This is a genomic window from Collinsella sp. CLA-ER-H5 (genome assembly GCF_040092375.1).
Taxonomy (GTDB): domain Bacteria; phylum Actinomycetota; class Coriobacteriia; order Coriobacteriales; family Coriobacteriaceae; genus Collinsella.
This window is the reverse complement of record NZ_JBBNLR010000021.1, coordinates 1-23,369: the sequence shown is the minus strand read 5'-3', so window position 1 is coordinate 23,369 and position 23,369 is coordinate 1. Positions and strand designations below refer to the sequence as shown.

The 23,369-nt window shown below is 59.3% G+C and carries 17 protein-coding genes; 11 read left to right on the top strand and 6 right to left on the bottom strand.

Annotated features, from left to right (window positions below; translation table 11 throughout):
• The first annotated feature begins 17 nt into the window (after positions 1-17).
• The 4 genes from AAAX31_RS08045 (at position 18) to AAAX31_RS08030 (ending at position 4,830) form a co-directional block, all read left to right on the top strand.
• Positions 18-908, top strand: coding sequence for a LysR family transcriptional regulator (locus tag AAAX31_RS08045; protein ID WP_117759020.1), 891 nt, complete (start codon positions 18-20; stop codon positions 906-908).
• 119 nt (positions 909-1,027) lie between these two features.
• The gene (locus tag AAAX31_RS08040; RefSeq protein WP_117770120.1) at positions 1,028-2,188 is read left to right on the top strand and encodes an MFS transporter; all 1,161 of its coding nucleotides are present in this window, start codon (positions 1,028-1,030) and stop codon (positions 2,186-2,188) included.
• A gap of 120 nt (positions 2,189-2,308) precedes the next feature.
• Positions 2,309-3,487, top strand: coding sequence for an acetate kinase (locus AAAX31_RS08035; RefSeq protein WP_117770119.1), 1,179 nt, complete (start codon positions 2,309-2,311; stop codon positions 3,485-3,487).
• Between the two features lie 164 nt (positions 3,488-3,651).
• Positions 3,652-4,830, top strand: coding sequence for an acetate kinase (locus AAAX31_RS08030; protein WP_117770118.1), 1,179 nt, complete (start codon positions 3,652-3,654; stop codon positions 4,828-4,830).
• Between the two features lie 550 nt (positions 4,831-5,380).
• Here the strand turns inward: AAAX31_RS08030 and pta are convergent.
• Entirely contained in the window at positions 5,381-6,361 is a 981-nt protein-coding gene (gene pta / locus AAAX31_RS08025; protein WP_006234296.1) for a phosphate acetyltransferase, read from the bottom strand.
• Positions 6,362-6,592: 231 nt separating this feature from the next.
• Between pta and glf the strand changes: the two genes are divergently transcribed.
• Positions 6,593-7,795 (top strand): UDP-galactopyranose mutase, encoded by a 1,203-nt coding sequence (gene glf, locus AAAX31_RS08020; RefSeq protein ID WP_349076839.1) that lies wholly within the window; start codon positions 6,593-6,595, stop codon positions 7,793-7,795.
• The gene (locus AAAX31_RS08015) at positions 7,788-8,819 is read left to right on the top strand and encodes a glycosyltransferase family 2 protein (RefSeq protein ID WP_006234294.1); all 1,032 of its coding nucleotides are present in this window, start codon (positions 7,788-7,790) and stop codon (positions 8,817-8,819) included. Before glf ends, AAAX31_RS08015 begins: the two co-directional genes overlap by 8 nt.
• Positions 8,820-9,195: 376 nt before the next feature.
• Here AAAX31_RS08015 and AAAX31_RS08010 read toward each other — a convergent pair whose 3' ends face one another.
• The 5 genes from AAAX31_RS08010 to ppk1 all read right to left on the bottom strand — a co-directional run bounded on the left by AAAX31_RS08010 (position 9,196) and on the right by ppk1 (position 15,355).
• Positions 9,196-10,197, bottom strand: coding sequence for a P1 family peptidase (locus tag AAAX31_RS08010; RefSeq protein WP_117770116.1), 1,002 nt, complete (start codon positions 10,195-10,197; stop codon positions 9,196-9,198).
• Positions 10,198-10,298: 101 nt separating this feature from the next.
• Positions 10,299-10,880: a Maf family protein gene (locus AAAX31_RS08005; RefSeq protein ID WP_117770115.1), complete on the bottom strand. Its 582-nt coding sequence runs from the start codon at positions 10,878-10,880 to the stop codon at positions 10,299-10,301.
• Entirely contained in the window at positions 10,877-11,419 is a 543-nt protein-coding gene (locus AAAX31_RS08000) for a DJ-1 family glyoxalase III (RefSeq protein WP_055287259.1), read from the bottom strand. The genes AAAX31_RS08005 and AAAX31_RS08000 overlap by 4 nt, the downstream gene beginning before the upstream one ends.
• 106 nt (positions 11,420-11,525) lie before the next feature.
• Positions 11,526-12,854 (bottom strand): 23S rRNA (uracil(1939)-C(5))-methyltransferase RlmD, encoded by a 1,329-nt coding sequence (gene rlmD, locus AAAX31_RS07995; RefSeq protein ID WP_349076836.1) that lies wholly within the window; start codon positions 12,852-12,854, stop codon positions 11,526-11,528.
• A gap of 98 nt (positions 12,855-12,952) precedes the next feature.
• Complete coding sequence (gene ppk1 / locus AAAX31_RS07990; protein ID WP_229066897.1) at positions 12,953-15,355, bottom strand: polyphosphate kinase 1; 2,403 nt, start codon at positions 15,353-15,355, stop codon at positions 12,953-12,955.
• Positions 15,356-15,911: 556 nt separating this feature from the next.
• On the opposite strand from ppk1, the gene arcA (AAAX31_RS07985) reads away from it, so the two are divergent.
• From arcA (AAAX31_RS07985) to AAAX31_RS07965, 5 genes are all read left to right on the top strand, one after another.
• Entirely contained in the window at positions 15,912-17,153 is a 1,242-nt protein-coding gene (arcA, locus tag AAAX31_RS07985) for an arginine deiminase (protein WP_055309804.1), read from the top strand.
• A 149-nt stretch (positions 17,154-17,302) separates the two neighbouring features.
• Positions 17,303-18,427 (top strand): aminotransferase, encoded by a 1,125-nt coding sequence (locus AAAX31_RS07980; RefSeq protein WP_349076835.1) that lies wholly within the window; start codon positions 17,303-17,305, stop codon positions 18,425-18,427.
• Positions 18,428-18,999: 572 nt separating this feature from the next.
• Positions 19,000-20,241, top strand: a complete 1,242-nt coding sequence (arcA, locus tag AAAX31_RS07975; protein ID WP_055309804.1) for an arginine deiminase — start codon at positions 19,000-19,002, stop codon at positions 20,239-20,241.
• A gap of 105 nt (positions 20,242-20,346) precedes the next feature.
• Positions 20,347-21,342, top strand: a complete 996-nt coding sequence (gene argF, locus AAAX31_RS07970; protein ID WP_006234279.1) for an ornithine carbamoyltransferase — start codon at positions 20,347-20,349, stop codon at positions 21,340-21,342.
• 147 nt (positions 21,343-21,489) lie between these two features.
• Positions 21,490-22,968, top strand: coding sequence for a YfcC family protein (locus tag AAAX31_RS07965; RefSeq protein WP_349076831.1), 1,479 nt, complete (start codon positions 21,490-21,492; stop codon positions 22,966-22,968).
• Positions 22,969-23,369: the final 401 nt, after the last annotated feature.

Below are 23,369 nucleotides of genomic sequence, written 5' to 3'. Positions count from 1 at the left end.
TGCCTTTGGAGTAATCTATGCAGCTTTCTCAACTCGAATACCTTCAAGCGGTAGCGAACTATGGCGGCGTGCGCAAAGCAGCTCGCGCCGTTCATGTGAGTCCGCAGGCCGTTTCGTCGGCAATCAAAAAGTTGGAATCTGAGTATCAGATCGTTTTGCTCAACCGATCGGCGGGGGAGGCTGTTTTGTCTCCGGCGGGCAGAGAATTTGCGCGTCGTGCACGCGTGATCCTGGCACAAGTCGACGATCTCAAAAAGTACGCTCAATCGAGGGACGACGGCGTCTCGCCCGACGGCCACTTTCGTCTTTACGCCCCCTGCCTTCATGGGCGGGGGCGCCTTTTTGCCGAAAACTGGTATGACTCGTTTGAAAGCTCGCACCCTCAGATTCACCTCGATGTGTGGCATCAGCCAACGGCTACATGCTTTGAATCACTTATACTTGGCATTTCGGACGCGGCTATCTCGTTTGAGGAACCACGGGACAGCGTCCTTTCTTCAAAATATATGGGTGAAAAGGAGCTCAGGGTTCTTTCATGCCCAGCTGGTCATCAATCTGTGGGTGCTATGACCGTTCGTGAGTTACTGGGCGGCAGGCTCGCTGTTCCCATTAATTTGTCACCCTGTCTCAATGCAATCAATCAATGTCCCGAAGCTCAGCTGGTTAATTTCCGCTTTCGCGATGTCGAATACGGAAACAGGGCGCAGGCTGAGTTTCTTCAAGCCGGGGGATTGATATTGAGTTTTTCTGGCTCTTCTCTCGCATCGGATGGATCGGAAGTGAGCGAGTGCTCCATTGAAGCCTCACATGACGTAGCCTTGCCCATCTACTTTTGCTATCGACAAAATGCCTGGACCGATCGACACCAGACGGTATTTCTTCACCTATTGCGTCATCTCGCTTCGTGAGGCCATTTGGCCTCGTGTCGTCAAGTGAATGTTGACGCCCTGCAACACATAGCTGACAGCTTTGCCCTCATGCTTTTCCAAGATTTCGATTTAGATTGCTGACTCTTGGAGGGCGGAGCATGAAAAACCGTACGGTTTTGCTTTATATGACGTTCGTTTTTCTGTCGAACTTCAGCACTATTTTGTATTTTCTGACGGTTTACCTTGAATTCGTCGGATTCTCGATAGTGGCGATTTCTAGCATGATGATTGCATATCAAGTGAGCAAGTTCATCCTCGAAGTTCCCACTGGCTATATTGCTGATAGGTTTGGACGAAAGGCAAGCGGTCTCGTTGGCGTCGTGGGGATGCTTGGATACTACGCCGCCCTGCTTCTCGTCCGTTCCCCTCTGCTTTTAATCGGTGCGTTCGCTCTCAAAGGTTTTGCCGTTGCATGTCTGAGCGGATCCATAGAAGCGATTTACATTGACAGCGTCTCTCAGGACCAGCTCGTAAGACTTAATGTCGTTGAGCGATTTGTTTTCTATGCCTCTTATGCCATCTCCGCTTGCGTGGGCGGTTTCATTTCGTCTGTCGGTGCATATCTCATTGGTCTTTCGGCAGATATCATCGCAATGGTGTTGACGTTGGTTGTCGTTGTCTGCATTCCTGAGATGCGAAGAGGGGGCACTGCGGGGGCACCTGAGCGTGGAATTAGCCCGAAGATGATCGGTGCCGCTATTGCGTGTAATGGCATTCTTCGTTCAGCGTTCATCATGGACTGTTCTCAGGCATTTGCTTTTGTCGCCCTGGAAGACTTTTTCTCACTGCTGCTTGCGGGCCGCGGAATGAATTCCGTCGCTTCGGGTGTGACCATTGCGGTCCAGCTCCTTGCCTCGGCCTCCATGGGGCTTATTGTGCCCAGTGTGATTGCTCATGTCGACAAGGGCCGTTTTGCGCGTATTTGCGGCATCATTCGCTTAGTCTTGACAGCTTTGTTTTTGATCCCCCTTACTCCGGCTAATTTGCTGCCCGTGTTCTATGTGCTGCAGACAGTTGCGTACTCGTTGTTTGCCCCAATCAAATACTCAGTTTTCCAAAATGCTGCCGACTCATCGATGCGCTGTTCACTGATTTCGGTTCAAAGCCAGATGGTGGCGGTGGGTGCCGTTCTTTTCTATCTGCTCAACTCTGTGCTGAGTAGCGTTGCGGGCATTCGAGTCGTATTGCTTGTTGCGCTCGGGATTTCTTCCCTGGTGTATATCCCCGCGCTATTTCGTCTTACAAGTCAAAGGCCATGAGTATTTAGGCACCGATAACTTATATATCAACGCAATAAACCCGAGCGCGAGGGCGTTTGGGTTTATTATTGAAGTGTATGTAACCTGGCGGCGCCACACCGCCTGTTAGTAGGGAGACACATGAACGTTCTGGTCGTCAACGCAGGATCTTCGACCCTTAAGTATCAGGTCATCGATACCAAGTCCCACAAGGTGTCCGCAAAGGGCTCCTGCGAGCGCGTCTGCTTTACCGGCGGTACCTTCACCCATGCTGCCAACGGCTCCAAGAAGGTGACCGAGAACATCGAGTTCCCCGACCACAAGGTCGCCATCGAGGCTGTCCTGAAGGACCTCGAGGCCAACGGCGTCAAGATCGAGGGCATCGGTCACCGCATCGTTCAGGGCGGTTGGTACTTTGGCGATTCCTCCCTCGTCGACGAGGACGTTCTCGCCAAGATTCGCGAGGTCGCCCCGCTAGCGCCGCTGCACAACAACCCCGAGGCCAACGTTATCGAGTACTGCCTGGAGCAGTATCCCGACCTGCCCAACGTTACGGTCTACGACACCGCTTTCCACTTCAACATGCCCGAGGTCGCCAAGACTTACGCCCTTCCCAAGGATGTTTGCGACAAGCTGCACATCCGTAAGTACGGCGCCCACGGCACCAGCTACCGCTACATCTCCAAGAAGGTCGCCGAGATGACCAACGGCGAGGCCCGCAAGGTCGTCGTGTGCCACATCGGCTCCGGTGCCTCCCTGTGCGCCATCGAGGACGGCAAGTGCATGGACACCACCATGGGCCTCACCCCGCTCGACGGCGTCATGATGGGCACCCGCTGCGGCTCCATCGACCCGGCTACCGTGTGCTACCTGCAGCGCGAGGGCGGCTACACCTTCGACGAGGTCGACGAGATGATGAACAAGAAGTCCGGCCTTTTGGCTGTGACCGGCGGCAAGACCAACGACTGCCGCAATGTCGAGGAGCTCGCCGCTGCTGGTGACCCTGAGGCTCAGCTCGCCTTCGATATGTTCGTCTACAAGATTGCCGCCAAGGCTGCCGAGATGGCCACTTCCATGTGCGGCATGGACACGCTGGTCTTCACCGCCGGCATCGGTGAGCACGCTCCGGCCGTTCGCGCCGGCGTTGCCGACCGTCTGGCCTTTATGGGCGTCAAGATGGACCATGCCCGTAACGCCCTGCGTGGCGACGGCGCTTGGTGCCTGTCTGCCAAGGATTCCAAGGTCAAGATCTTCGTCATTCCCACGGACGAGGAGTTCATGATCGCTTCTGACGTCGAGCGCATCGTCAACGGCAAGTAATTGCAAGAGGGGAGGGGCTGGACGACCGAGCGCCGTTCGGCCCCTCTTTTGTGCTCGTTGGGCGATATGCTTGATAGCTATTTATCAAGTTGTGATAACTTCTTATTAAAATGCGGCCGCCTTAAGGGGTCTGCGTCGACCGTATTGCACTGCAAAGGAGTCTCATGAACGTACTTGTTGTCAACGCCGGCAGCTCAAGCCTTAAATATCAGCTTTTGGATACCGTTACCCGCGAGGTTTTCGCCAAGGGCAACTGCGAACGTATCGGTTCGGACATGGGCATCTTTGGCCACTCCGAGAACGGTGGCGCCAAGCAGACCGAGGAGGTCCCTTTCCCCGATCATCGCTCTGCTATCGCTCGTGTGCTCGAGGAGCTCGAGAAGACCGACTTTACGATTGATGGCATTGGGCATCGCATCGTTCAGGGCGGCTGGCACTTCGATGATTCCGCGGTCGTCGACGACGAGGTCATGGCCAAGATTCTCGAGGTGGCACCGCTTGCTCCGCTGCACAACTACGGCGAGGCCGCGGCGATTGAGTATTGCCGTGAGAAGTATCCGGAGCTGCCCAACGTGGCGGTCTTCGACACCTCGTTCCACATGACCATGCCCGAGGTCGCCTATACCTACGCGCTGCCCAAGGACGTGTGCGACAAGTACCACGTGCGCAAGTACGGCGCCCACGGCACGAGCCACCGCTATGAGTGGATGATGGCCAAGGAGATCCTGGGTTCGCGCTGCCACCGTCTGCTTTCGTGCCATTTGGGTAACGGTGCTTCGCTTGCTGCTATCGAGGACGGCGTGTGCCGCGACACCACGATGGGCCTCACGCCGCTTGACGGTCTGATGATGGGTACCCGCTGCGGTTCCATTGACCCGGCTACCGTATGCTACCTGCAGCGCGAGGGCGGTTACAGCTACCGGGAAGTCGACGACATGATGAACAAGCAGTCCGGCCTGCTTGCCATTTCGGGTATCTCCAACGACGCCCGCGACATCCGCACGCGCGCCTCCGAGGGCGATGAGCGCTGCCTGCTTGCCTTCGATATGTTCGCCTATAAGGCCATGCAGCAGGCCGGTTCCATGATCGCTTCCATGGCGGGCGTGGACACCATTACCTTTACCGCCGGCATCGGCGAGAACGACTGGTCGATCCGCAAGGCCTTCTGCGACTGCTTTGAGTGGTTGGGCGTGCGCATCGACAACAACAAGAACCGCGAGGCCGTGGGCAACGGCCCACAGGTCATCAGCGCCGCCGGCTCTTCCGTCACGGTTATGGTCATCCCCACCGACGAGGAATACATGATCGCCCACGACGTCGAGCGCCTGACCAAGAACAACTAACGCGCGCATTTGCAAGTAAACGAAAGGCCTCCAGAGCAACAGCTCCGGAGGCCTTTTTACTAGCAGGTGGACGGCGGAAACCCCATCCCATTTCGAGCGCAAATACTGGGACACGCTTTCCGGTTGAGGCACGTTGCGGAAAGTGCGACCCACAATAAAGCAAAATTCCGTCCCAAAGTTTCCCAAACAGGCCCCAAGCGGAAGCCACATCCCACAATCTGCCTCCAAACTGGGATGTAGTTTCCGGCACAACAACCGCCGAAGCCCACCGGCCTTTCAATCTCCAAAGTGATCATCATCAGCAACGCCTGCGCTCCCAGCAACGGCACCCATCCATTCAGATTTTCAGCTCCAGCTCGTAGCCAAGCCGCCGTCCACCCCGGATTCTCTGATTGCTACGTGGCGGCAGGGACCCTACAGGGTAAAGCTCTGAAAATATTCCGCAGGACGCATGAAACCCCCGCCGCACGAAGTGCGCAGCGGGGGTTTCATGCATGTCCGAGGACGTTTTCAGAGCTTTACCCTGTAGGGTCCCGAGGGGATATGTCCGCTACTCAGCCATCTGGGCCTGGACGGCGGTGATGGCCACGACACCCACGATGTCGTCGGCAGAGCAGCCGCGCGAAAGGTCGTTAACCGGCTTGGCGATGCCCTGCAGGATGGGGCCGTAGGCGTCGGCGCCGGCGAAGCGCTGGACCAGCTTGTAGCCGATGTTGCCGGCCTCGAGGTCGGGGAACACGAGCACGTTGGCCTTACCGGCAACGGAGGAACCAGGAGCCTTGAGCTGAGCGACGGTGGGAACGATGGCGGCGTCGAGCTGCAGGTCGCCATCGATGGCGAGCTCGGGAGCCTTCTCCTTGCAGAACTTCACGGCCTCTTGGACCTTCTTGGCGACCTCGCCGCCGGCGGAGCCCATGGTGGAGTAGGAGAGCATGGCCACGTGCGGCTCAACGTTGCCCATGAAGGTGGACCAGGAGTGAGCGGAGGCGATGGCGATCTCAGAGAGCTCGTCGGAGGACGGGTTGATGTTGAGGCCGCAGTCGGCGAAGATCAGCGTGCCGTCGGTGCCGAACTGCGGGGTGTCGGTGCACATCACGAAGAAGGCCGAGACCAGCTTGGTGCCCGGGGCGGTCTTGAGGATCTGAAGCGCAGGGCGCAGGGTGTCGGCGGTGGAGTGGCAGGCGCCGGAGACCAGGCCGTCGGCGTCGCCCATCTTGACCATCATGGTGCCAAAGTAGGTGGCATCCATCACCTGGGCGCGAGCCTGCTCGATGGTAACGCCCTTCTTGGCGCGGAGCTCGGCAAACTTCTGCGCGTACTCCTCGTGCTTCTCGGCATTACGCGGGTCGATGACGGTAGCGCCGGGAACGTTGATCTCGTCGGGGTTGCCCAGGATGACGATCTTTGCCAGGCCCTCCTCGATGATCTTGGTGGCCGCGACGATGGTGCGCGGATCCTCGCCCTCGGGCAGGACGATTGTCTTAAGGTCGGCCTTGGCGGCAGACTTCATACGGTTTAGGAAATCGCTCATGTTACTCCTTACAAGCGTTTCGCTAAGCTCCAGGCGCCCGGCTGTTCACGAATAAACCCGCTGCTAGCGGGTTTACCTTTCAATTATGTACGCCGCGGTGCTTGAGCTTTCCTTGTGTGGCAAGCTCATTATAGGACGCATTAGCGCTATAATCGCTCTGATAAATATGTCTCGAAGAATGTTCGAGAAAAGCCCAGCTAACGAGCCCGTGGCTTTTGACAAGGAGTATCGATGCAGATTACCTCAGGCCTGCCTGAAGGCTTTAACGCCGGCGTATACGACATGATTGTCGTCGGTGCTGGATATGCCGGTGCCGTTTGCGCCCGTCGTCTCGCCGAGACTATCGGCTATCGCGTTGCCGTTCTGGAACGCCGTAGCCACATTGCGGGTAACGCCTACGACTGCGCTGATGAGGCCGGAATCCTGGTCCACGAGTATGGTCCGCACATCTACCATACCTTTAATGAGCGCGTCCACAATTTCCTGTCGCGCTTTACCAAGTGGACGGACTACCAGCACAAGGTGCTCGCCAACATCAACGGCACCCTTATGCCTGTGCCCTTTAACCACGCGAGCCTCAAGCTTGCCTTTGGCGATGAGCGCGGCGAGGAGCTGTATCAGAAGCTCGTGGAGACCTTTGGCAAGGACGTCAAGGTGCCCATCATGGAGCTGCGCAAGAAGAACGACCCGGATCTTGCCGAGGTCGCCGATTACGTCTACGAGCACGTCTTTTTGCATTACACCATGAAGCAGTGGGGTCAGACGCCCGACCAGATCGATCCCTCGATCACCGGCCGCGTTCCCGTCTTTGTGGGCGACGATGACCGCTACTTCCCGCAGGCTCCCTTCCAGGGCATGCCGCAGGACGGCTATACCGCGCTGTTCGAGCGCATGCTCGACCACGATCTGATTGATGTGTTCTGCGACGTGGACGCCCGCGACCTCTTCGAGATCGACGAGACCACCGTCAAGATCGACGGTAAGGTCTATGGCGGCGAGATCGTCTACACCGGTCCGCTTGACGAGCTGTTCAACCTCGACCTGGGCGCTCTGCCGTACCGTACGCTCGACATGAAGTTCGAGACGCTCGATATGGACCAGTTCCAGCCCGTGGGCACCGTCAACTACACCACGAGCGAGGACTACACGCGCATTACCGAGTTCAAGAACATGACCGGTCAGATCCTGCCCGGCAAGACCACCATCATGAAGGAGTACTCCAAGGCCTATACGCCCGGCTCGGGCGAGACGCCGTACTACGCCATTCTTGAGCCCGAGAACCGTGAGCTCTATGAGCGCTATCTTGAGCGCGTCCAGAACCTGACGAACTTCCACCCGGTGGGTCGTCTGGCCGAGTATCGTTACTACGATATGGACGCCGTGACCAATTCCGCCCTCGATCTTTCGGATGAGATTATCGCCTGCCATGCATAAAGTCATAACATTCGGTATTCCCTCGTATAACGCCGCCAAGGACATGGACCATTGCATCACCTCCATCTTGGAGGGGAGCAATTACGCCACCGATATCGAGATTATCGTGGTGGACGACGGCTCCAAGGACGAGACGGCCGATAAGGCCGATGAGTGGGAGGCACGTTATCCCGGTATCATTCGCGCGGTACACCAGGAGAACGGTGGCCACGGTATTGCCGTCCTTTCGGGTCTGCGCGAGGCACAGGGCACCTACTACAAGGTTGTCGACTCGGATGACTGGCTCGACGCTGCGGCTCTTTCGACCATGCTGTCGATTCTGCGTGGCTTTGAAGAGCGCGATCAGCGCGTTGACCTGTTTATCTCGAACTACGTGTACGAGAAGGTTTACGAGGGCACGCATACCGCTATTGGCTACAAATTTGCCCTGCCGCGCAAAAAGATCTTTTCCTGGGATCAGATCGGTCATTTCCGCCTGGACCAGAACCTACTCATGCACAGCCTGTGCTATCGCACGGATGTGCTGCGCGAGTCCAACCTTCCCATGCCGCCGCACACGTTCTATGTGGACAACATCTACGCCTACGTGCCGCTGCCGCGTTGCAAGACCATGTACTACGCCGACATCGACCTCTATCGCTACTTTATCGGTCGCGAGGGCCAGAGTGTCAACGAGGCCACGATGGTCAAGCGTCTGGACCAGCAGTTCCGTGTGACGCGCATCATGATGGAGTCGTACCACCTGTACAGCGATGTTGAGTCGTCGCGTCTGCGCTCGTACATGATGGGCTATTTCACCATGATGATGGCGATCTGCTCGGTGCTCACCAAGCTTTCCGAGGAAGATTGCGCCGACGAGCGCCTAAAGACGCTGTGGAATGATTTGAAGGCCTACGACGAGCGCATGTATCGTCGTGCCCGCTACGGCGTGGTCGGGTTCTTCACCAATCTGCGCGGACGGGCCGGAGACAAAACCACACTCGGCCTATACCGTCTTGCCTCAAAGATCTTCAAATTCAACTAGCTGCCGAGTAATCGCTGCTGATAGGTTGACTGGGCCCCTTGGCCTTTAGTTTGCTACTGCGAACAGTCCTGCTCGCACGGAAAGCACATTAAGTGCTTTCCGGCTCGTGCGGAACTTGTATCAAACTAAAGGCCAAGGGGCCTCTGCTATAAGAATCGATTGTCAGGTTATTTGAATTTGAAGATCTTCGACGCGCGGTACACAGGGGCCTGGGCTGAAAAAATATTAGTTGGTAGTCGGTCGGAGGCGGGCGGGCATTACGTTTGTCGCGAGTTCCGCATGCAAAGAAGGCCACTTAATGTGGCCTTCGTCTTGCATAGGACTGTAGAGCAGCAAACGTAATGCCCGCCCGCCTCCGACCGACGGTCGAGTGAGATTACTTCGCAGCACCTGGGATTCCGTGGGAGGTTTTGGCGGTTTTGGCTCCGTTTGCGATGGCAGTTTCCAGGGCCCTTACTGCGAGCATGCCCAGCAGGTCTAGGGGAACGGCGGCGCTTGCCTGGGCGCCCAGTTTGCCGCTGGCGAGGGTGTAGATGGTGTCGCCGTCGTTGGTGGTGTGTGTGGGGCGGATGGCGTGTGCGTAGGCGTCTGCGGCCATCTGGGAGACCTTGGTGGCTTGTGCCTTAGTGAGTTCCACGTTGGTGACGATGCAGCTGATGGTGGTGTTGGTGCGGTCGAGCGGCATCTGCATGGATCCGGCGGCGGCAAAGGCTGCGAGTTCCATGTCGACGATCTGGTCGCTATCGGCTGCGGCGCGCATGCCGGAGACCCACTCGCCGGTGAAGGGGTCGACAACGTTGCCGCAGGCGTTGACCGAGACCACGGCGCCCACCTTGATGGGGCCGAGTGCCACGGCGGCAGCTCCAAGGCCGGCCTTCATGCAGGTGGCAGGCCCCATGAGCTTACCCACGGTAGCGCCCGTGCCGGCGCCTACGTTGCCCTGTTCGAGCTTGGTGGGGGTGTGGTCGAGTGCTTCGCGCACGGCGGCGATGCCGGCCTCAATGTCGGGGCGCACGGTGGGGTTACCAAAGGCAAGGTCGAAGATACAGCTGGAGCACACGATAGGCACCTGCGTGGGGCCGACGGGAAGGCCGATGCCGCGGCTCTCAAGCTCGCGAGCGACGCCGCTTGCAGCTTCGAGGCCAAAGGCCGATCCGCCCGAAAGGCAGACGGCGTGGACCTTGTCGACGGTGTTCTCGGGTCGTAGCAGGTCGGTCTCGCGCGAAGCGGGAGCGCCACCGCGTACGTCAACGCCGCCGGTGGCGCCCTCGGGTGCCACGATTACGGTGCAACCGGTGCCGGCCTCCTCGTCCGTATAGTTGCCATAGCAAAAGCCATCGACATCGCAGACGTCAATGGCCTCGAGCAGTGTATCCATGTTTAACTCCTATCGGTTTTCCGCCGCGCCTTGTGCCCGGTCGGGATCCGTACGGTACGCCAAAATTGTAGGCGCTGGGGAATACCCAGCGCCAGATGCAATTACGAGAGTTTTTGAATCGCGCGCGCGACGCGGGCGATGGGTAGGCCCACTACGTTATAGAAGTCGCCCGAAATATCGTGCACGAGCATGCGGCCGCCTGTGCCCTGGATGCCGTAGGCGCCTGCCTTATCCATGGGCTCACCCGAGGCAACGTAGTGCTCGATCTGCTCGTCGGTGAGCTCGTAGAACGTCACGTCGGTCACATCGACAAACGACAGGCTCTCGGCGGCATGCGGGGCGGCCGTATCGCCTGCCTTAACGATGCAGACGCCGGTTGCGACCTGGTGCGTGCGGCCCGAAAGCTCACGGAGCATGGTGCGCGCCTCGTCCTCGGTTGCCGGCTTGCCCAAAATCTTGCCGTCGAAGGTGACGATGGTGTCGGCCGCGACGGTCAACTCATTGGGCTCGGCATACTCGGCAGCAACGGCAGCCGCCTTGGCGCGTGCCAAGCGCTCGACAAGCGTGAGCGGGGGCTCGCCATCAAAGGGCGTTTCGTCGATATCCGCGGGAATCACGCGAATGTTGTAGCCTGCCTCGCGCATCAGCTCTATGCGGCGCGGCGATTGGGAAGCCAAAATCATAGTTGGATGCCCTCGGCGACCTTCTCGACGGCCTTGTCGCCGGCGAGCGTGCGCAGCAGCTCCAATGCAAAGGGGAGTGACTGTGCCATGCCGCTGGCAGTGATGATGTTGCCGTCTTGCGTGACCTTCTCGCCAGTATAGGCGCCTTCGGGGAAGCTTTTCTCAAAGCCAGGGAAGCACGTGGCGTGGCGCCCCTCGAGTAGGTCGAGCTCGCCCAGGATAAACGGGGCGGCGCAGATGGCGGCGACGTGCTTGGTCGCGGCGAACTCGCAGACCACGTCGCAGACACGCTGATCGGCGCGCAGGTTGGTGGCACCGGGCAGGCCGCCGGGCAGCACGACGCAGTCGTACTCGTCAAAGTTGATCTCATCAAAGAGCGCATCGCAGGTCACGGGGATCTGCAGCGAGCTTACGACCTCACGCGTGGGCATAATCGAGACGAGCGTGGCACGCACGCCGCCGCGACGCATGACATCGACCATGGTCAAGCATTCAATAGTTTCAAAGCCATCGGCGGCGAGAACGGCAACGCTGGGCATGAGGGTTCCTTTCATAGGCGGCATACAATTAGCCGTCTTATACCCCGAAGACCTCCGCTTGCCACGCTCGATTTCCCAATGATTTTTCTGAGCAATGATTAAGTGGCTAGTTGCGCCTAAGGTGGACGACGGTCTCGCAGTGGAAGGTTTGTGGGAACAGGTCGACTGGCGTGATCTTTACGGGGGAGAAGGTGCCTTCTTCGACAAAGCGTTTGAGATCGCGCGCCAGGGTGGCCGGGTCGCAGCTCACGTAGGCGACATCGCGAGCACTCGTGCTGGCGATAAGGTCGATCGCCTCGGGGGCGAGGCCTGCGCGCGGCGGGTCGACCACCAAGATGTCGGCATCCTGGTCGGGGAACTCGCGCACCGCGTCTCCGCCAATGACGTCGACGTTATCAAGCTTGTTGATTTCCAGGTTACGGCGTAGATCGCGCACGGCGGGGCCGTAGGCCTCGACGGCAGCGACAAAGTCGCAGCGGCGGGCGAGCGGCAGGGTAAAGGTGCCGGCACCGCAGTACAGGTCCACGGCAAGCTCGTCTTCCTGCGGGTCGAGCGCTTCCATGACAAGATCGATCAAAATCTCGGCACCCTTGGTGTTGACCTGGAAAAAAGACGGGGCAGACAAGCGCATCTGACCCTCGGCGATATTCTCGGTCCATGAGCCCTCTCCGGCGAGCATTTCGACCTTGGAGACACGGCGGGCCTTCTTTTCGCCCTTGCTCATCACGCGCACGATGCTCGTGGGATGAGCGGCGTCCGCCAGCACGCGGGAGACCTGCGAGCGCGGAAAAGAGCCTGTGGGCGTCCAGAGTGCGACCTCGAGTGCCTTGGTGCGGCGCGATGCGCGAATGCCCACGCGTTCGAGCCCCAAGTCATGGCTGCCGCTTAGATAGTTGAGTGCGCCGACGACCGATTTGAGTGCCTTCGGGAAGCGCTTATCGAACAGCGGACACATATCGACGGTCACGATTTTGCTGGGGTCGACACCGTGCATGCCAAGGCGCACGCGACCGTTGACGACGGTCGGTTCGAGCTCGATTTTATTGCGGTAGCCCCAGTCGTCCTTGGTGTGGCAGATGGGCTGTACCAACTCATCGACCTGCTCAGGAGCGAACTTGCCGATGCGCTCGAGCGTGGAGCGCAGGTTTTGCTCCTTGGCGGCGAGCTGTGCCGTGCGTGAGAGATTGCCCCACGAGCAGCCGCCGCAGATGCCCACGAAGGGGCAGGGAGGCTGAATGCGATCGGGGCTTGGCTCCAGAATCTCGGTGGTGCGGGCGCGCATGAACGACTTGCCGTCCTGTACGACCTCGGCCTCGACGGTGTCGCCTGCCACGGCACCCTGCACAAAGACGGCCTTGCCGTTGTCGGCATGTGCCAGCCCGTCGGCGCCGTAGGTCATCGATTCTATAGTGAGCTTCATATCCCTGCCTGTCATTCGCGTTGTTATTCGCACCATGGTAGCAGGGAAAAGCGCCCCGCATCTGAGGCTTTCCTCAAATGCGGGGCGCTTCTACAAACTGCTTCTACAAACGACTATTTCGTCTTGCCGGTAATGAGCGTCTTAAGACCCAGGCCGATCAGGCCCAGGCCCATGCGCACGCGACCGGGGCGATGGCGCTCGATGGCCTTGGTCTTGCCAGCGGGCTTATCGCGACGGGCGCTCGTCTCGGGTGCGGGCTTGGTGACCTGCGTCTCGGGCCGAGGTGCAGGTGCAGGCTCGGGCTCAATGACGGTCGCCTGGACCTCTTGGACCTTGGGTGCTACTGGCTGCGGCTCGGCCTCGGGGGCAGGTTCCGCCTCAATGACGGGCTCGGGCGCGGCCTCGGCGTTGCGATAGGCACGCTCCAGTAGAGCTTCCTGCGAGTTGAAGGGTTTCTCACCCTCTGCACGCTCTACGGGGACCCAGGTGCCGTCGCTCGTGAGGCTGCGGGCCTTCACGTTGTCGCGCAGCTGCATGCCCATGTACTCGTGTACTAGGGCGCGGCAGGTGGGGTCGAGCACGGGGAAGGCGATCTCCACGCGGTGCTCGGTGTTGCGCGTCATCATGTCGGCCGAGCTCAGATAGATCATGTCCGAGTCCACGCCAAAGGCGTAAACGCGCGCATGCTCCAAAAAGCGTCCGACGATAGAACGGACATGCACGTTCTCGGTCTTGCCCGGAACACCGGGCTTGAGGCACGAGATACCGCGGATGATCATGTCCACGCGGACTCCTGCGCACGATGCCTCGGCGATTTTGTCGATGACCTCGCGGTCGGTCAGCGAGTTGAGCTTAAAGAACACGCGGGCGGGCTCGCCGGCAAGGGCGCGCTGGATCTCGCGATCCAGGCCGCGCATGATGAGCGGTTTCAGTCCGACGGGCGCCACACCCAGGAAGCGGTAGTCGCCGCGCAGGTTGCCCAGCGACAGATTGCGGAAGAACAGGTTGGCGTCTTCACCGATGCCGGGATGGGCGGTCATGAGCATAAAGTCGCTGTAGAGTTTGGCCGTCTTCTCGTTAAAGTTGCCGGTGCCCAAAAGCGTGAGACGGGTGAGCGCCATGCCCTCGCGATAGGTGAGCTGGCAGATCTTTGAGTGGCATTTAAAGCCCTCGGAACCATAGATGACGGTGCAGCCCGCCTCTTCCAGACGCTCGGCCCACTCGATGTTGTTCTGCTCGTCAAAGCGGGCACGAAGTTCCATGAGCACCGTGACCTCTTTGCCGTTCTCGGCAGCATCGATCAGCGATTCGCACAGGCGGCTCTGCTTGGCCACGCGGTAGAGCGTGATGCGCAGCGAGATGCACTCGGGGTCGTAGGCGGCCTCGTGCACCAGATCCAGGAAGGGGTTCATGGCCTCGTAGGGATAAAAGAGCAGCTTGTCGCCCTGCAGCACCTGTTCGCGGATGGAGCGGGTCATGTCGATGTTGGGGTTGGGCTGCGGCTTAAACGGCGTAAAGAGCAGCTCGTTGCGCAGGTGCTCGGGAATCTTGCCCTCAATGCCAAAGACGTAGCCCAGGTCGAGCGGGATATCGCAGGTAAAGACCGAGCGACGCGAGAGCTCGAGCGCCTTGCGGATAGTCTTGAGCGTCGCCTTCTCGAGCGACCCCGAGACGGCGAGCACTACCGGCTGCAGGCGCAGGCGCTTCTTGAGGATGCGCTTCATGTGCTGGCGGTAGTCCTCTTCCTCTTCGACGCCCTCGCCGTCCGGATCGATGTCGGCGTTGCGGGTGACGCGGATCAGCGCACGATCCAGCGGCTTATAGGAGCCAAAGCAGCTGTCCAGGCAGGCGAGAATGACGTCCTCGAGCAAGATGTAGGAGTAGGTGCCGGTGGGCGAGGGAATCTCGACCACGCGGTTCATCGAGGCGGGAATCTCGATAAGGCCCAGCAGGCTCTCCTCGTCGGTGGCGCCGTCCAGACCACAGGCCAGATAGAGCGCGCCGTTGCGCAGGTTGGGGAAGGGGTGGCGCGGATCGATGACCAGCGGCGAGATGACCGGCGACACGTAGGCCTGGAAGTAGCGGGTTACGAAGGTGCGCTCCTCGGGCGTAAGCGAATCGATGCGGGCGCGGTGAACGCCCAAGGTGTCGAGCTTGCCTTCGATGCTCTTAAAGATGGATTCCCAACGAGTAAGGAGCCCGGGCATTTCGGCCATGACAGCATCGACCTGTTCGGAGGCGGTCATATTGCTCTTGTTGTCGACAGGCTGTTTTTTGAGCTCTGCCAGATCGGACAGGCCGCCCACGCGCACCATGAGAAACTCGTCGAGGTTAGACTCGAAAATCGACACGAACTTTAGACGCTCGAACAGCGGAACGGTCTCATCGAAGGCTTCGTCAAGCACGCGGTTGTTAAAGCGCAGCCAGCTAAGCTCTCGGTTTTGCGTGTACGAGAAGTCGCGCGGCGGCTTGCGCAGCTTTGCAGCGGCTTGCTTCTTTTCGATTTTGCTCGGCATATGCATCTGTCCGTTCAGTCCCCGTAGGGGACGGTAGCCTAACTCTTATTCACTATTGTCTCAATTTAGTCGACCGCTGGCACGAACGTATCGCGTGAACGGTATCTTTACCTACTTCTTACGCTGACGAGTCATAGGACTGACGCCCTGCTCGTCTGCAAGCGGTCTATATCCTCACTCAACTGGTACGTAAGTGTGAATAAGAATGATGGATAGCTGAATATCATTGAATGCAGGCGGAAACGTAAACAAACATCATTTATATACATAAAACCGATTTAGCTATGCAATTCTGAATCAAAAGTTTAGAGACGCAATCGCAAATGGTTTTTAAGAAAAAAGAGCGTTTACCTTAGAAAAGTTACTTTAGAACGCCGAAGTACATCATGGGGGAATCACATGCGATATACCGTTCATCGCACTTTGTTGACCGTTCGGGGGCGAGGTGGAATTGCGGGTGGAATTTGGATATAACTAGAGCTGTCAGCAAGCAGTGCCCGTTACGGAAGGGCGCTGAGAGATTCGGCCGAAAGGCCCGAAAGAAAGGTAGGAGGCCATGACGAAAGGTCTGCACGTGCCTTCCGAGATCGGCAAGCTCAGGAAGGTCTGCCTGCACCGTCCCGGCGACGAGCTCCTCAACCTGCCGCCCGACGAGCTCGAGCGACTCCTGTTCGACGACGTCCCGTTCCTGGAGGTCGCGCAGCAGGAGCACGACACCTTCGCCCAGATCCTGAGGGACCAGGGCGTGGAGGTCCTCTATCTCGAGAACCTCGTCGCTGAGGTGTTCGACCAGGTCCCCGGCGCCCGCGCCGAGTTCACCGACCAGTACATCGCCGAGGCCGGCATCCGCGGCCAGCACATGCCGCAGATCGTCCGCGAGAAGCTGGACTCCATCGAGGACAACCTCGAGTTCGTCAAGAAGACCATGGCCGGCATGACCAAGTCCGAGATCGACATGCCCCTCACGGCGTCCACGACCCTCGACTCCCTGGTCAACTCCGAGTCCGAGTCCGACCTGATCATCGACCCGATGCCCAACCTCTACTTCACCCGCGACCCGTTCGCGGTCATCGGCGAGGGCGTCAACCTCAACCGCATGTACTCGGTCACCCGCAACCGCGAGACCCTGTACGGCAAGTACATCTTCAAGTACCACCCCGACTACAAGGACGTCTCGCTGTACTTCCGCCGCGACTGCCAGTTCCACACCGAGGGCGGCGACGTGCTGAACATCAACGAGAAGACCCTCGCCGTCGGCATCTCCCAGCGCACCCAGGCCGCCGCGATCGACGTCATGGCCCAGAACATCTTCTGGAACTCCGACTCCAAGGTCGAGCGCATCCTGGCCTTCGACATCCCGGTCTCGCGCGCCTTCATGCACCTCGACACGGTCTTCACCCAGATCGACGTCGATAAGTTCACGATCCACCCCGCCATCATGGGCACCCTGCGCGTCTACGAGCTGACTGCCGGCAAGAACCCGGGCGACGTGAACATCCGCCTGATCGAGGACACCCTCGAGCACGTCCTGGAGGACGCCACCGGCGTCGACCAGGTCAAGCTGATCCCCTGCGGCGGCGGCGACCCGATCGCGGCCTCCCGCGAGCAGTGGAACGACGGCTCCAACACCCTGTGCGTCGAGCCCGGCAAGATCTGCGTCTACGCCCGCAACACCGTCACCAACGACGTGCTGTACAAGGAGGGCCTGGACCTTCTCGTCGTGCCCTCCGCCGAGCTCTCCCGCGGCCGCGGCGGCCCGCGCTGCATGAGCATGCCCTTCTGGCGCGAGGACCTCTAGGGTCTTCAAGGACCCGTACAGGTCATAATACATACATCTAGCTGCCATTAGATGTCTCCCATTGGGGCGGTGCGGGTTTTCGCACCGCCCCAATCTTGTATGAGGAACGTCAACACGATTGGACGACTGCTTTTGTAAGGAGCTTGGCCATGGACATCAAGACGATTGGCGTTGAGGAATGGCTCAACGTTTGGGAGAAGAGCGCCACGTGGGACATCGCCCAGTCGACGATCTCGTCGCTCACCATGGGCGAGCTGCGCGCGCTCGATGAACAGGACGGCGCCACGTTCTACGAGCGCCTGGACCGCGAGAAGATGAACTACGGCTGGATCGAGGGCTCGCCGGAGTTTAAGGCCGAGGTTGCCAAGCTGTATCGTCGGGAGGTCAATCCCGATCACATTCTGCAGACCAATGGCTGCACGGGCGCTAACCTCAACGCCATCATGGCTGTGGTCGAGCCCGGCGACCATGTTATCGCCGAGTGGCCCACCTACGCGCCGCTCTACGAGATTCCGCGCACGCTGGGCGCCGAGGTCGAGTATTGGGAGCTTCGCGAGGAACTCGGCTGGAAGCCCGATATCGAGGAACTCAAGCGCTTGGTGCGCCCCAACACCAAGCTTATCTGCATAAACAACGCTTCGAACCCCATCGGTACGGTGCTCGATGCCGATATGCTCGGCCAGATTGCCGAGATCGCCCGTTCGGTGGGCGCCTACGTGCTGTGCGACGAGGTGTATCTGCCGCTCGAAAACACTGAGTCCTTTATGTCGATGGTCGACATGTACGAGAGGGCCATTGTCACCAACTCGTTGTCGAAGACCTATTCGACGCCTGCGGCCCGCGTGGGCTGGGTCCTGGCCGACGAAGAGGTGTCCAACCGCATCCGTACCTATCGCGATTACACCATGATCTGCGGCGGCGTGTTCAACGATGCCCTGGCGACCTATGTGCTTGAGCACAAGGATAAGATTCTCGAGCGCAATCGCAAGATCGTGTTTGGCAACCGCGATATCGCGCAGGCTTGGATCGATACGCAGCATCGCGTTTCCTGGACGGCCCCGCAGGGCGTGTCCACCTCGTTTATCCAGCTGGATATTCCCGAGGACGACGAGGAGTTCTGCAGACGCCTGCTGTCCGAGAGGGGAGTGCTGCTGGTCCCCGGTAGCCGTTTTGAGCTTCCCTGCGGCGCACGCCTGGGCTACTGCGCGAGCGAGGACGTTCTGCGCGAGGGCCTGAGGCTTTTGGGCGAGGCACTGGCGGAGTTCGATCGCTAGGATTCCGATGGTCTTCGGGGGCCTTATCCAAATTAGCCGAAGATAATCGAAAACGGATCCGTTTCCCTAGTGAAGCGGGTCCGTTTTTCTATACCGAGAAGTCAAGTTGTTACAAATGGGGCCGTAAAGCGAGCCGGTATCCGCTGGGCCTTATACTGAGTTTCCGGTGAACGGTATCAAGCGTCTGGTAAACGGTAATTTATTTACCAGAAATGAATAGGACAAACTTTTTTCTGAATAAAAATGAAAATGGTTGAGACGCGGTGTGAACCGCTAATTCTATTCATAGGTTTATTGGAAATATGCAATTTGAGGATGGTTTAACAAAGTTTAGTTCCATTTGATTTTAGGATTAAAACGCGTTTAAGCACGTAAATACGCTTTATTAAGATGAAGTGTGCCATGCGTGAAGTATATGTGTATGCCGTTCACCCCCTATAAAAAACCGTTCGGGGGCAAGGTGGAAGTATGAGCTGATTTTGGATATAAATATGTCGTCAGCAATAACGCCTCACACGGAGGGGCGCTAACGAATCGGCCCTGACAAGGGCCCGAAAGAAAGGTAGGAGGCCATGACGAAAGGTCTGCACGTGCCTTCCGAGATCGGCAAGCTCAGGAAGGTCTGCCTGCACCGTCCCGGCGACGAGCTCCTCAACCTGCCGCCCGACGAGCTCGAGCGACTCCTGTTCGACGACGTCCCGTTCCTGGAGGTCGCGCAGCAGGAGCACGACACCTTCGCCCAGATCCTGAGGGACCAGGGCGTGGAGGTCCTCTATCTCGAGAACCTCGTCGCTGAGGTGTTCGACCAGGTCCCCGGCGCCCGCGCCGAGTTCACCGACCAGTACATCGCCGAGGCCGGCATCCGCGGCCAGCACATGCCGCAGATCGTCCGCGAGAAGCTGGACTCCATCGAGGACAACCTCGAGTTCGTCAAGAAGACCATGGCCGGCATGACCAAGTCCGAGATCGACATGCCCCTCACGGCGTCCACGACCCTCGACTCCCTGGTCAACTCCGAGTCCGAGTCCGACCTGATCATCGACCCGATGCCCAACCTCTACTTCACCCGCGACCCGTTCGCGGTCATCGGCGAGGGCGTCAACCTCAACCGCATGTACTCGGTCACCCGCAACCGCGAGACCCTGTACGGCAAGTACATCTTCAAGTACCACCCCGACTACAAGGACGTCTCGCTGTACTTCCGCCGCGACTGCCAGTTCCACACCGAGGGCGGCGACGTGCTGAACATCAACGAGAAGACCCTCGCCGTCGGCATCTCCCAGCGCACCCAGGCCGCCGCGATCGACGTCATGGCCCAGAACATCTTCTGGAACTCCGACTCCAAGGTCGAGCGCATCCTGGCCTTCGACATCCCGGTCTCGCGCGCCTTCATGCACCTCGACACGGTCTTCACCCAGATCGACGTCGATAAGTTCACGATCCACCCCGCCATCATGGGCACCCTGCGCGTCTACGAGCTGACTGCCGGCAAGAACCCGGGCGACGTGAACATCCGCCTGATCGAGGACACCCTCGAGCACGTCCTGGAGGACGCCACCGGCGTCGACCAGGTCAAGCTGATCCCCTGCGGCGGCGGCGACCCGATCGCGGCCTCCCGCGAGCAGTGGAACGACGGCTCCAACACCCTGTGCGTCGAGCCCGGCAAGATCTGCGTCTACGCCCGCAACACCGTCACCAACGACGTGCTGTACAAGGAGGGCCTGGACCTTCTCGTCGTGCCCTCCGCCGAGCTCTCCCGCGGCCGCGGCGGCCCGCGCTGCATGAGCATGCCCTTCTGGCGCGAGGACCTCTAAGTCTTTCCGTTTCCGGTGCGGTCCCCCTACAACCGCACCGGCTTCGCCCGTTAAACGGGCAACACTAATACTTACGTAATTCATTTCTTCGAAAGGAATCGAACCATGGGTGTTAACCTCTCCGGCCGTAGCTTCCTCAAGCTTCTCGACCTCACCACCGAGGAGATCGAGTACCTGCTCAAGCTCTCCAAGAACTTCAAGGACATGAAGCGCGCTGGCGTTCCGCACCGCTATCTCGAGGGCAAGAACATCGTTCTGCTCTTCCAGAAGACCTCCACTCGTACCCGCTGCGCCTTTGAGGTCGGCGGCATGGATCTGGGCATGGGCGTCACCTACCTCGATCCGGGTTCGTCGCAGATGGGCAAGAAGGAGTCCATCGAGGACACCGCCCGCGTTCTCGGCCGCATGTATGACGGCATCGAGTTCCGTGGCTTTGCCCAGGACGATGTCGAGGAGCTCGCTGCTAAGTCCGGCGTGCCCGTGTGGAACGGCCTGACCACTGAGTGGCATCCCACCCAGATGCTCGCCGACATCCTGACCGTCCAGGAGAACTTCAACTACGACATCAAGGGCAAGACTCTCGTTTTCATGGGCGACTGCAAGAACAACGTTGCTCGCTCCCTCATGGTCGTCTGCTCCAAGCTCGGCATGAATTTCGTGGCCTGCGGCCCCGAGGAGTGCATGCCCGCCGACGACGTCATCGAGGCCTGCAAGCCCATCGCCGAGGCCAACGGCTGCACCATCAAGCTGACCACCGACGTCAAGGACGGCGTCACCGGTGCCGACGTTATCTACACCGACGTGTGGGTCTCCATGGGCGAGCCCGACGAGGTCTGGGCCGAGCGCATCGCTCAGCTCACCCCGTATCGTGTTACTTCCGAGGTCATGGCTATGGCCAACCCGGGTGCCATCTTCCTGCACTGCCTGCCCAGCTTCCACGACACCAACACTACGATTGGCGCCGAGAAGTGCGAGCAGTTCGGCATCACCGAGCAGGAGGTCACCGACGAGGTCTTCGAGAGCCCCGCTTCCAAGGTCTTCGACGAGGCCGAGAACCGCATGCACACCATCAAGGCTGTCATGTACGCCACGCTCAAGTAAGAGCATCTAGCATCTCGCTCGGGGTGTATTGCTGCTCACCCCGAGCGGTTTTGTCTGGTAAATATCTTGCGTCGGGCGGTGGGCACGGCACGGAAAATCCGCTTCGCGCGAGAAAGTTAAATGATTTATGAAGGGGGGATGAGAACCATGACTGAGACCGCTAAGAAAAAGCGCGGTATGCCTTCATCGTTCACCATTCTTCTAGCTCTGCTGGCAATTGTTGCAGTTGTTACCGTTATCGTCTCCGGCACGTCCGGCGGCGCGGTTACTGCCGCCCGTCTGAGCGATTTCTGCACCGCCCCGATTAAGGGCTTCGCTGACGCTCTGCCCGTCTGCCTCTTCGTTATGATCCTGGGCGGCTTCCTCGGTATGATGACCGAGACCGGCGCTCTGGACAACGGCATCGCCGTCCTGGTGCAGAAGCTTAAGGGCAACGAGATCATGCTCATTCCCGTGCTGATGCTCATCTTCTCCCTCGGTGGTACCACCTATGGTATGTGCGAGGAGACCGTTCCCTTCTACGCCCTGCTCGCCGCTACCATGATGGCTGCCGGCTTCGACCCGATGGTCGGCGCCGCTACCGTCCTGCTCGGCGCTGGCTGCGGCTGCCTCGGCTCCACGGTTAACCCGTTCGCCGTCGGCGCTGCCGTCGACGCCCTGACCGGCGTTGACATTGCCGTGAACCAATCCATCATCATCGGCCTCGGTGCCGTCCTGTGGCTTGTTACCACCGTCATGTCCATCGTCTTCGTGATGAACTATGCCAAGAAGGTCAAGGCTGACAAGGGTTCCACCATCCTCTCGATGCAGGAGCTCAAGGACGCCGAAGAGGCTCACGGCAAGGCTGCTTCCGAGGTCCACAAGGAGGTCAAGCTCACCGGTCGTCAGAAGGGTGTTCTGATCGCCTTCGCCTTCACCTTCGTCGTCATGATCGTCGGCTTCATCCCGCTGGCCGACCTCAACGAGGGCGTCGCCAACTTCTTTGACGCTGGCGCTGTCTACGACGCCGACGGTAATGCCGTCGTCCAGGGCTGGTCTGCCCTGATCACCGGCCTGCCCATTGGCCAGTGGTACTTCGACGAGGCTTCCACCTGGTTCTTCCTCATGGCTATCCTGATTGGTATCATCGGTGGCCTGTCCGAGAAGCAGATCGTCAACACCTTCATCACCGGCGCTGCCGACATGATGTCCGTTGTTCTCGTCATCGCCCTCGCCCGTGGCATCTCCGTCCTCATGGCTAGCACCGGCCTCGACGTCTTCGTCCTCGACGCTGCCGCCAATGCCCTGGCTGGCCTGTCCGGCGTGATCTTCGCTCCCATGAGCTTCTTGGTCTACTTCGGCCTGTCCTTCCTGATTCCTTCGACCTCCGGTATGGCCACCGTCTCCATGCCCATCATGGGACCGCTGGCTGTTAAGCTCGGCTTCTCGCCCGAGGTCATGGTCATGATCTTCTCCGCCGCCATCGGTGTCGTGAACCTGTTCACCCCGACCTCCGGCGCCATCATGGGCGGTCTCGCCCTGGCCAAGATCGAGTGGACGACCTGGCTCAAGTTTGCCCTTAAGCTCATCGTCGCACTCTCCGTCGTCTGCGCCGTCATCCTGACCGTCGCCTGCGTGCTGCTCTAAGTACCCAACGGGTACCCCACGGAAACCTTGACGATCCTGTAAAGGATCACCTGGTCATCGTCTGTCCGGTGGGGTAAACCCACCGGTAGACTCCTACCTTTAGCCCCCTCCCGTTCCGTGCGCGGGAGGGGGCGCTCTTGTGTTCCGGCGTTTTACCAAACGCCGGAACTGCTCGACGCTGCAAGCCCGCCAGAGCGGCAATCTGACGTTCAATCGTCGGGCATGGCCAAAAGGCCTATGCCCTCCTCTTTCACGTCACTTTGCTCGCTCTGGTGGGCTTTCGCTCATATGACCCAATCCGCTGTCAAGAGCCACAATGGCCCCGCCGACCGCTTGCAATCGGTCGGCGGGGCCTGCCGTTGAACCCGTCCCGGTCCGCCCCCGGCATGTCGTCGACGCCT

Coding starts and splice junctions, on each gene's coding strand:
- AAAX31_RS08045 (WP_117759020.1), top strand. CDS start 18: ATGCAGCTTTCTCAACTCGAATACCTTCAAGCGGTAGCGAACTATGGC.
- AAAX31_RS08040 (WP_117770120.1), top strand. CDS start 1,028: ATGAAAAACCGTACGGTTTTGCTTTATATGACGTTCGTTTTTCTGTCG.
- AAAX31_RS08035 (WP_117770119.1), top strand. CDS start 2,309: ATGAACGTTCTGGTCGTCAACGCAGGATCTTCGACCCTTAAGTATCAG.
- AAAX31_RS08030 (WP_117770118.1), top strand. CDS start 3,652: ATGAACGTACTTGTTGTCAACGCCGGCAGCTCAAGCCTTAAATATCAG.
- pta (WP_006234296.1), bottom strand. CDS start 6,361: ATGAGCGATTTCCTAAACCGTATGAAGTCTGCCGCCAAGGCCGACCTT.
- glf (WP_349076839.1), top strand. CDS start 6,593: ATGCAGATTACCTCAGGCCTGCCTGAAGGCTTTAACGCCGGCGTATAC.
- AAAX31_RS08015 (WP_006234294.1), top strand. CDS start 7,788: ATGCATAAAGTCATAACATTCGGTATTCCCTCGTATAACGCCGCCAAG.
- AAAX31_RS08010 (WP_117770116.1), bottom strand. CDS start 10,197: ATGGATACACTGCTCGAGGCCATTGACGTCTGCGATGTCGATGGCTTT.
- AAAX31_RS08005 (WP_117770115.1), bottom strand. CDS start 10,880: ATGATTTTGGCTTCCCAATCGCCGCGCCGCATAGAGCTGATGCGCGAG.
- AAAX31_RS08000 (WP_055287259.1), bottom strand. CDS start 11,419: ATGCCCAGCGTTGCCGTTCTCGCCGCCGATGGCTTTGAAACTATTGAA.
- rlmD (WP_349076836.1), bottom strand. CDS start 12,854: ATGACAGGCAGGGATATGAAGCTCACTATAGAATCGATGACCTACGGC.
- ppk1 (WP_229066897.1), bottom strand. CDS start 15,355: ATGCCGAGCAAAATCGAAAAGAAGCAAGCCGCTGCAAAGCTGCGCAAG.
- arcA (WP_055309804.1), top strand. CDS start 15,912: ATGACGAAAGGTCTGCACGTGCCTTCCGAGATCGGCAAGCTCAGGAAG.
- AAAX31_RS07980 (WP_349076835.1), top strand. CDS start 17,303: ATGGACATCAAGACGATTGGCGTTGAGGAATGGCTCAACGTTTGGGAG.
- arcA (WP_055309804.1), top strand. CDS start 19,000: ATGACGAAAGGTCTGCACGTGCCTTCCGAGATCGGCAAGCTCAGGAAG.
- argF (WP_006234279.1), top strand. CDS start 20,347: ATGGGTGTTAACCTCTCCGGCCGTAGCTTCCTCAAGCTTCTCGACCTC.
- AAAX31_RS07965 (WP_349076831.1), top strand. CDS start 21,490: ATGACTGAGACCGCTAAGAAAAAGCGCGGTATGCCTTCATCGTTCACC.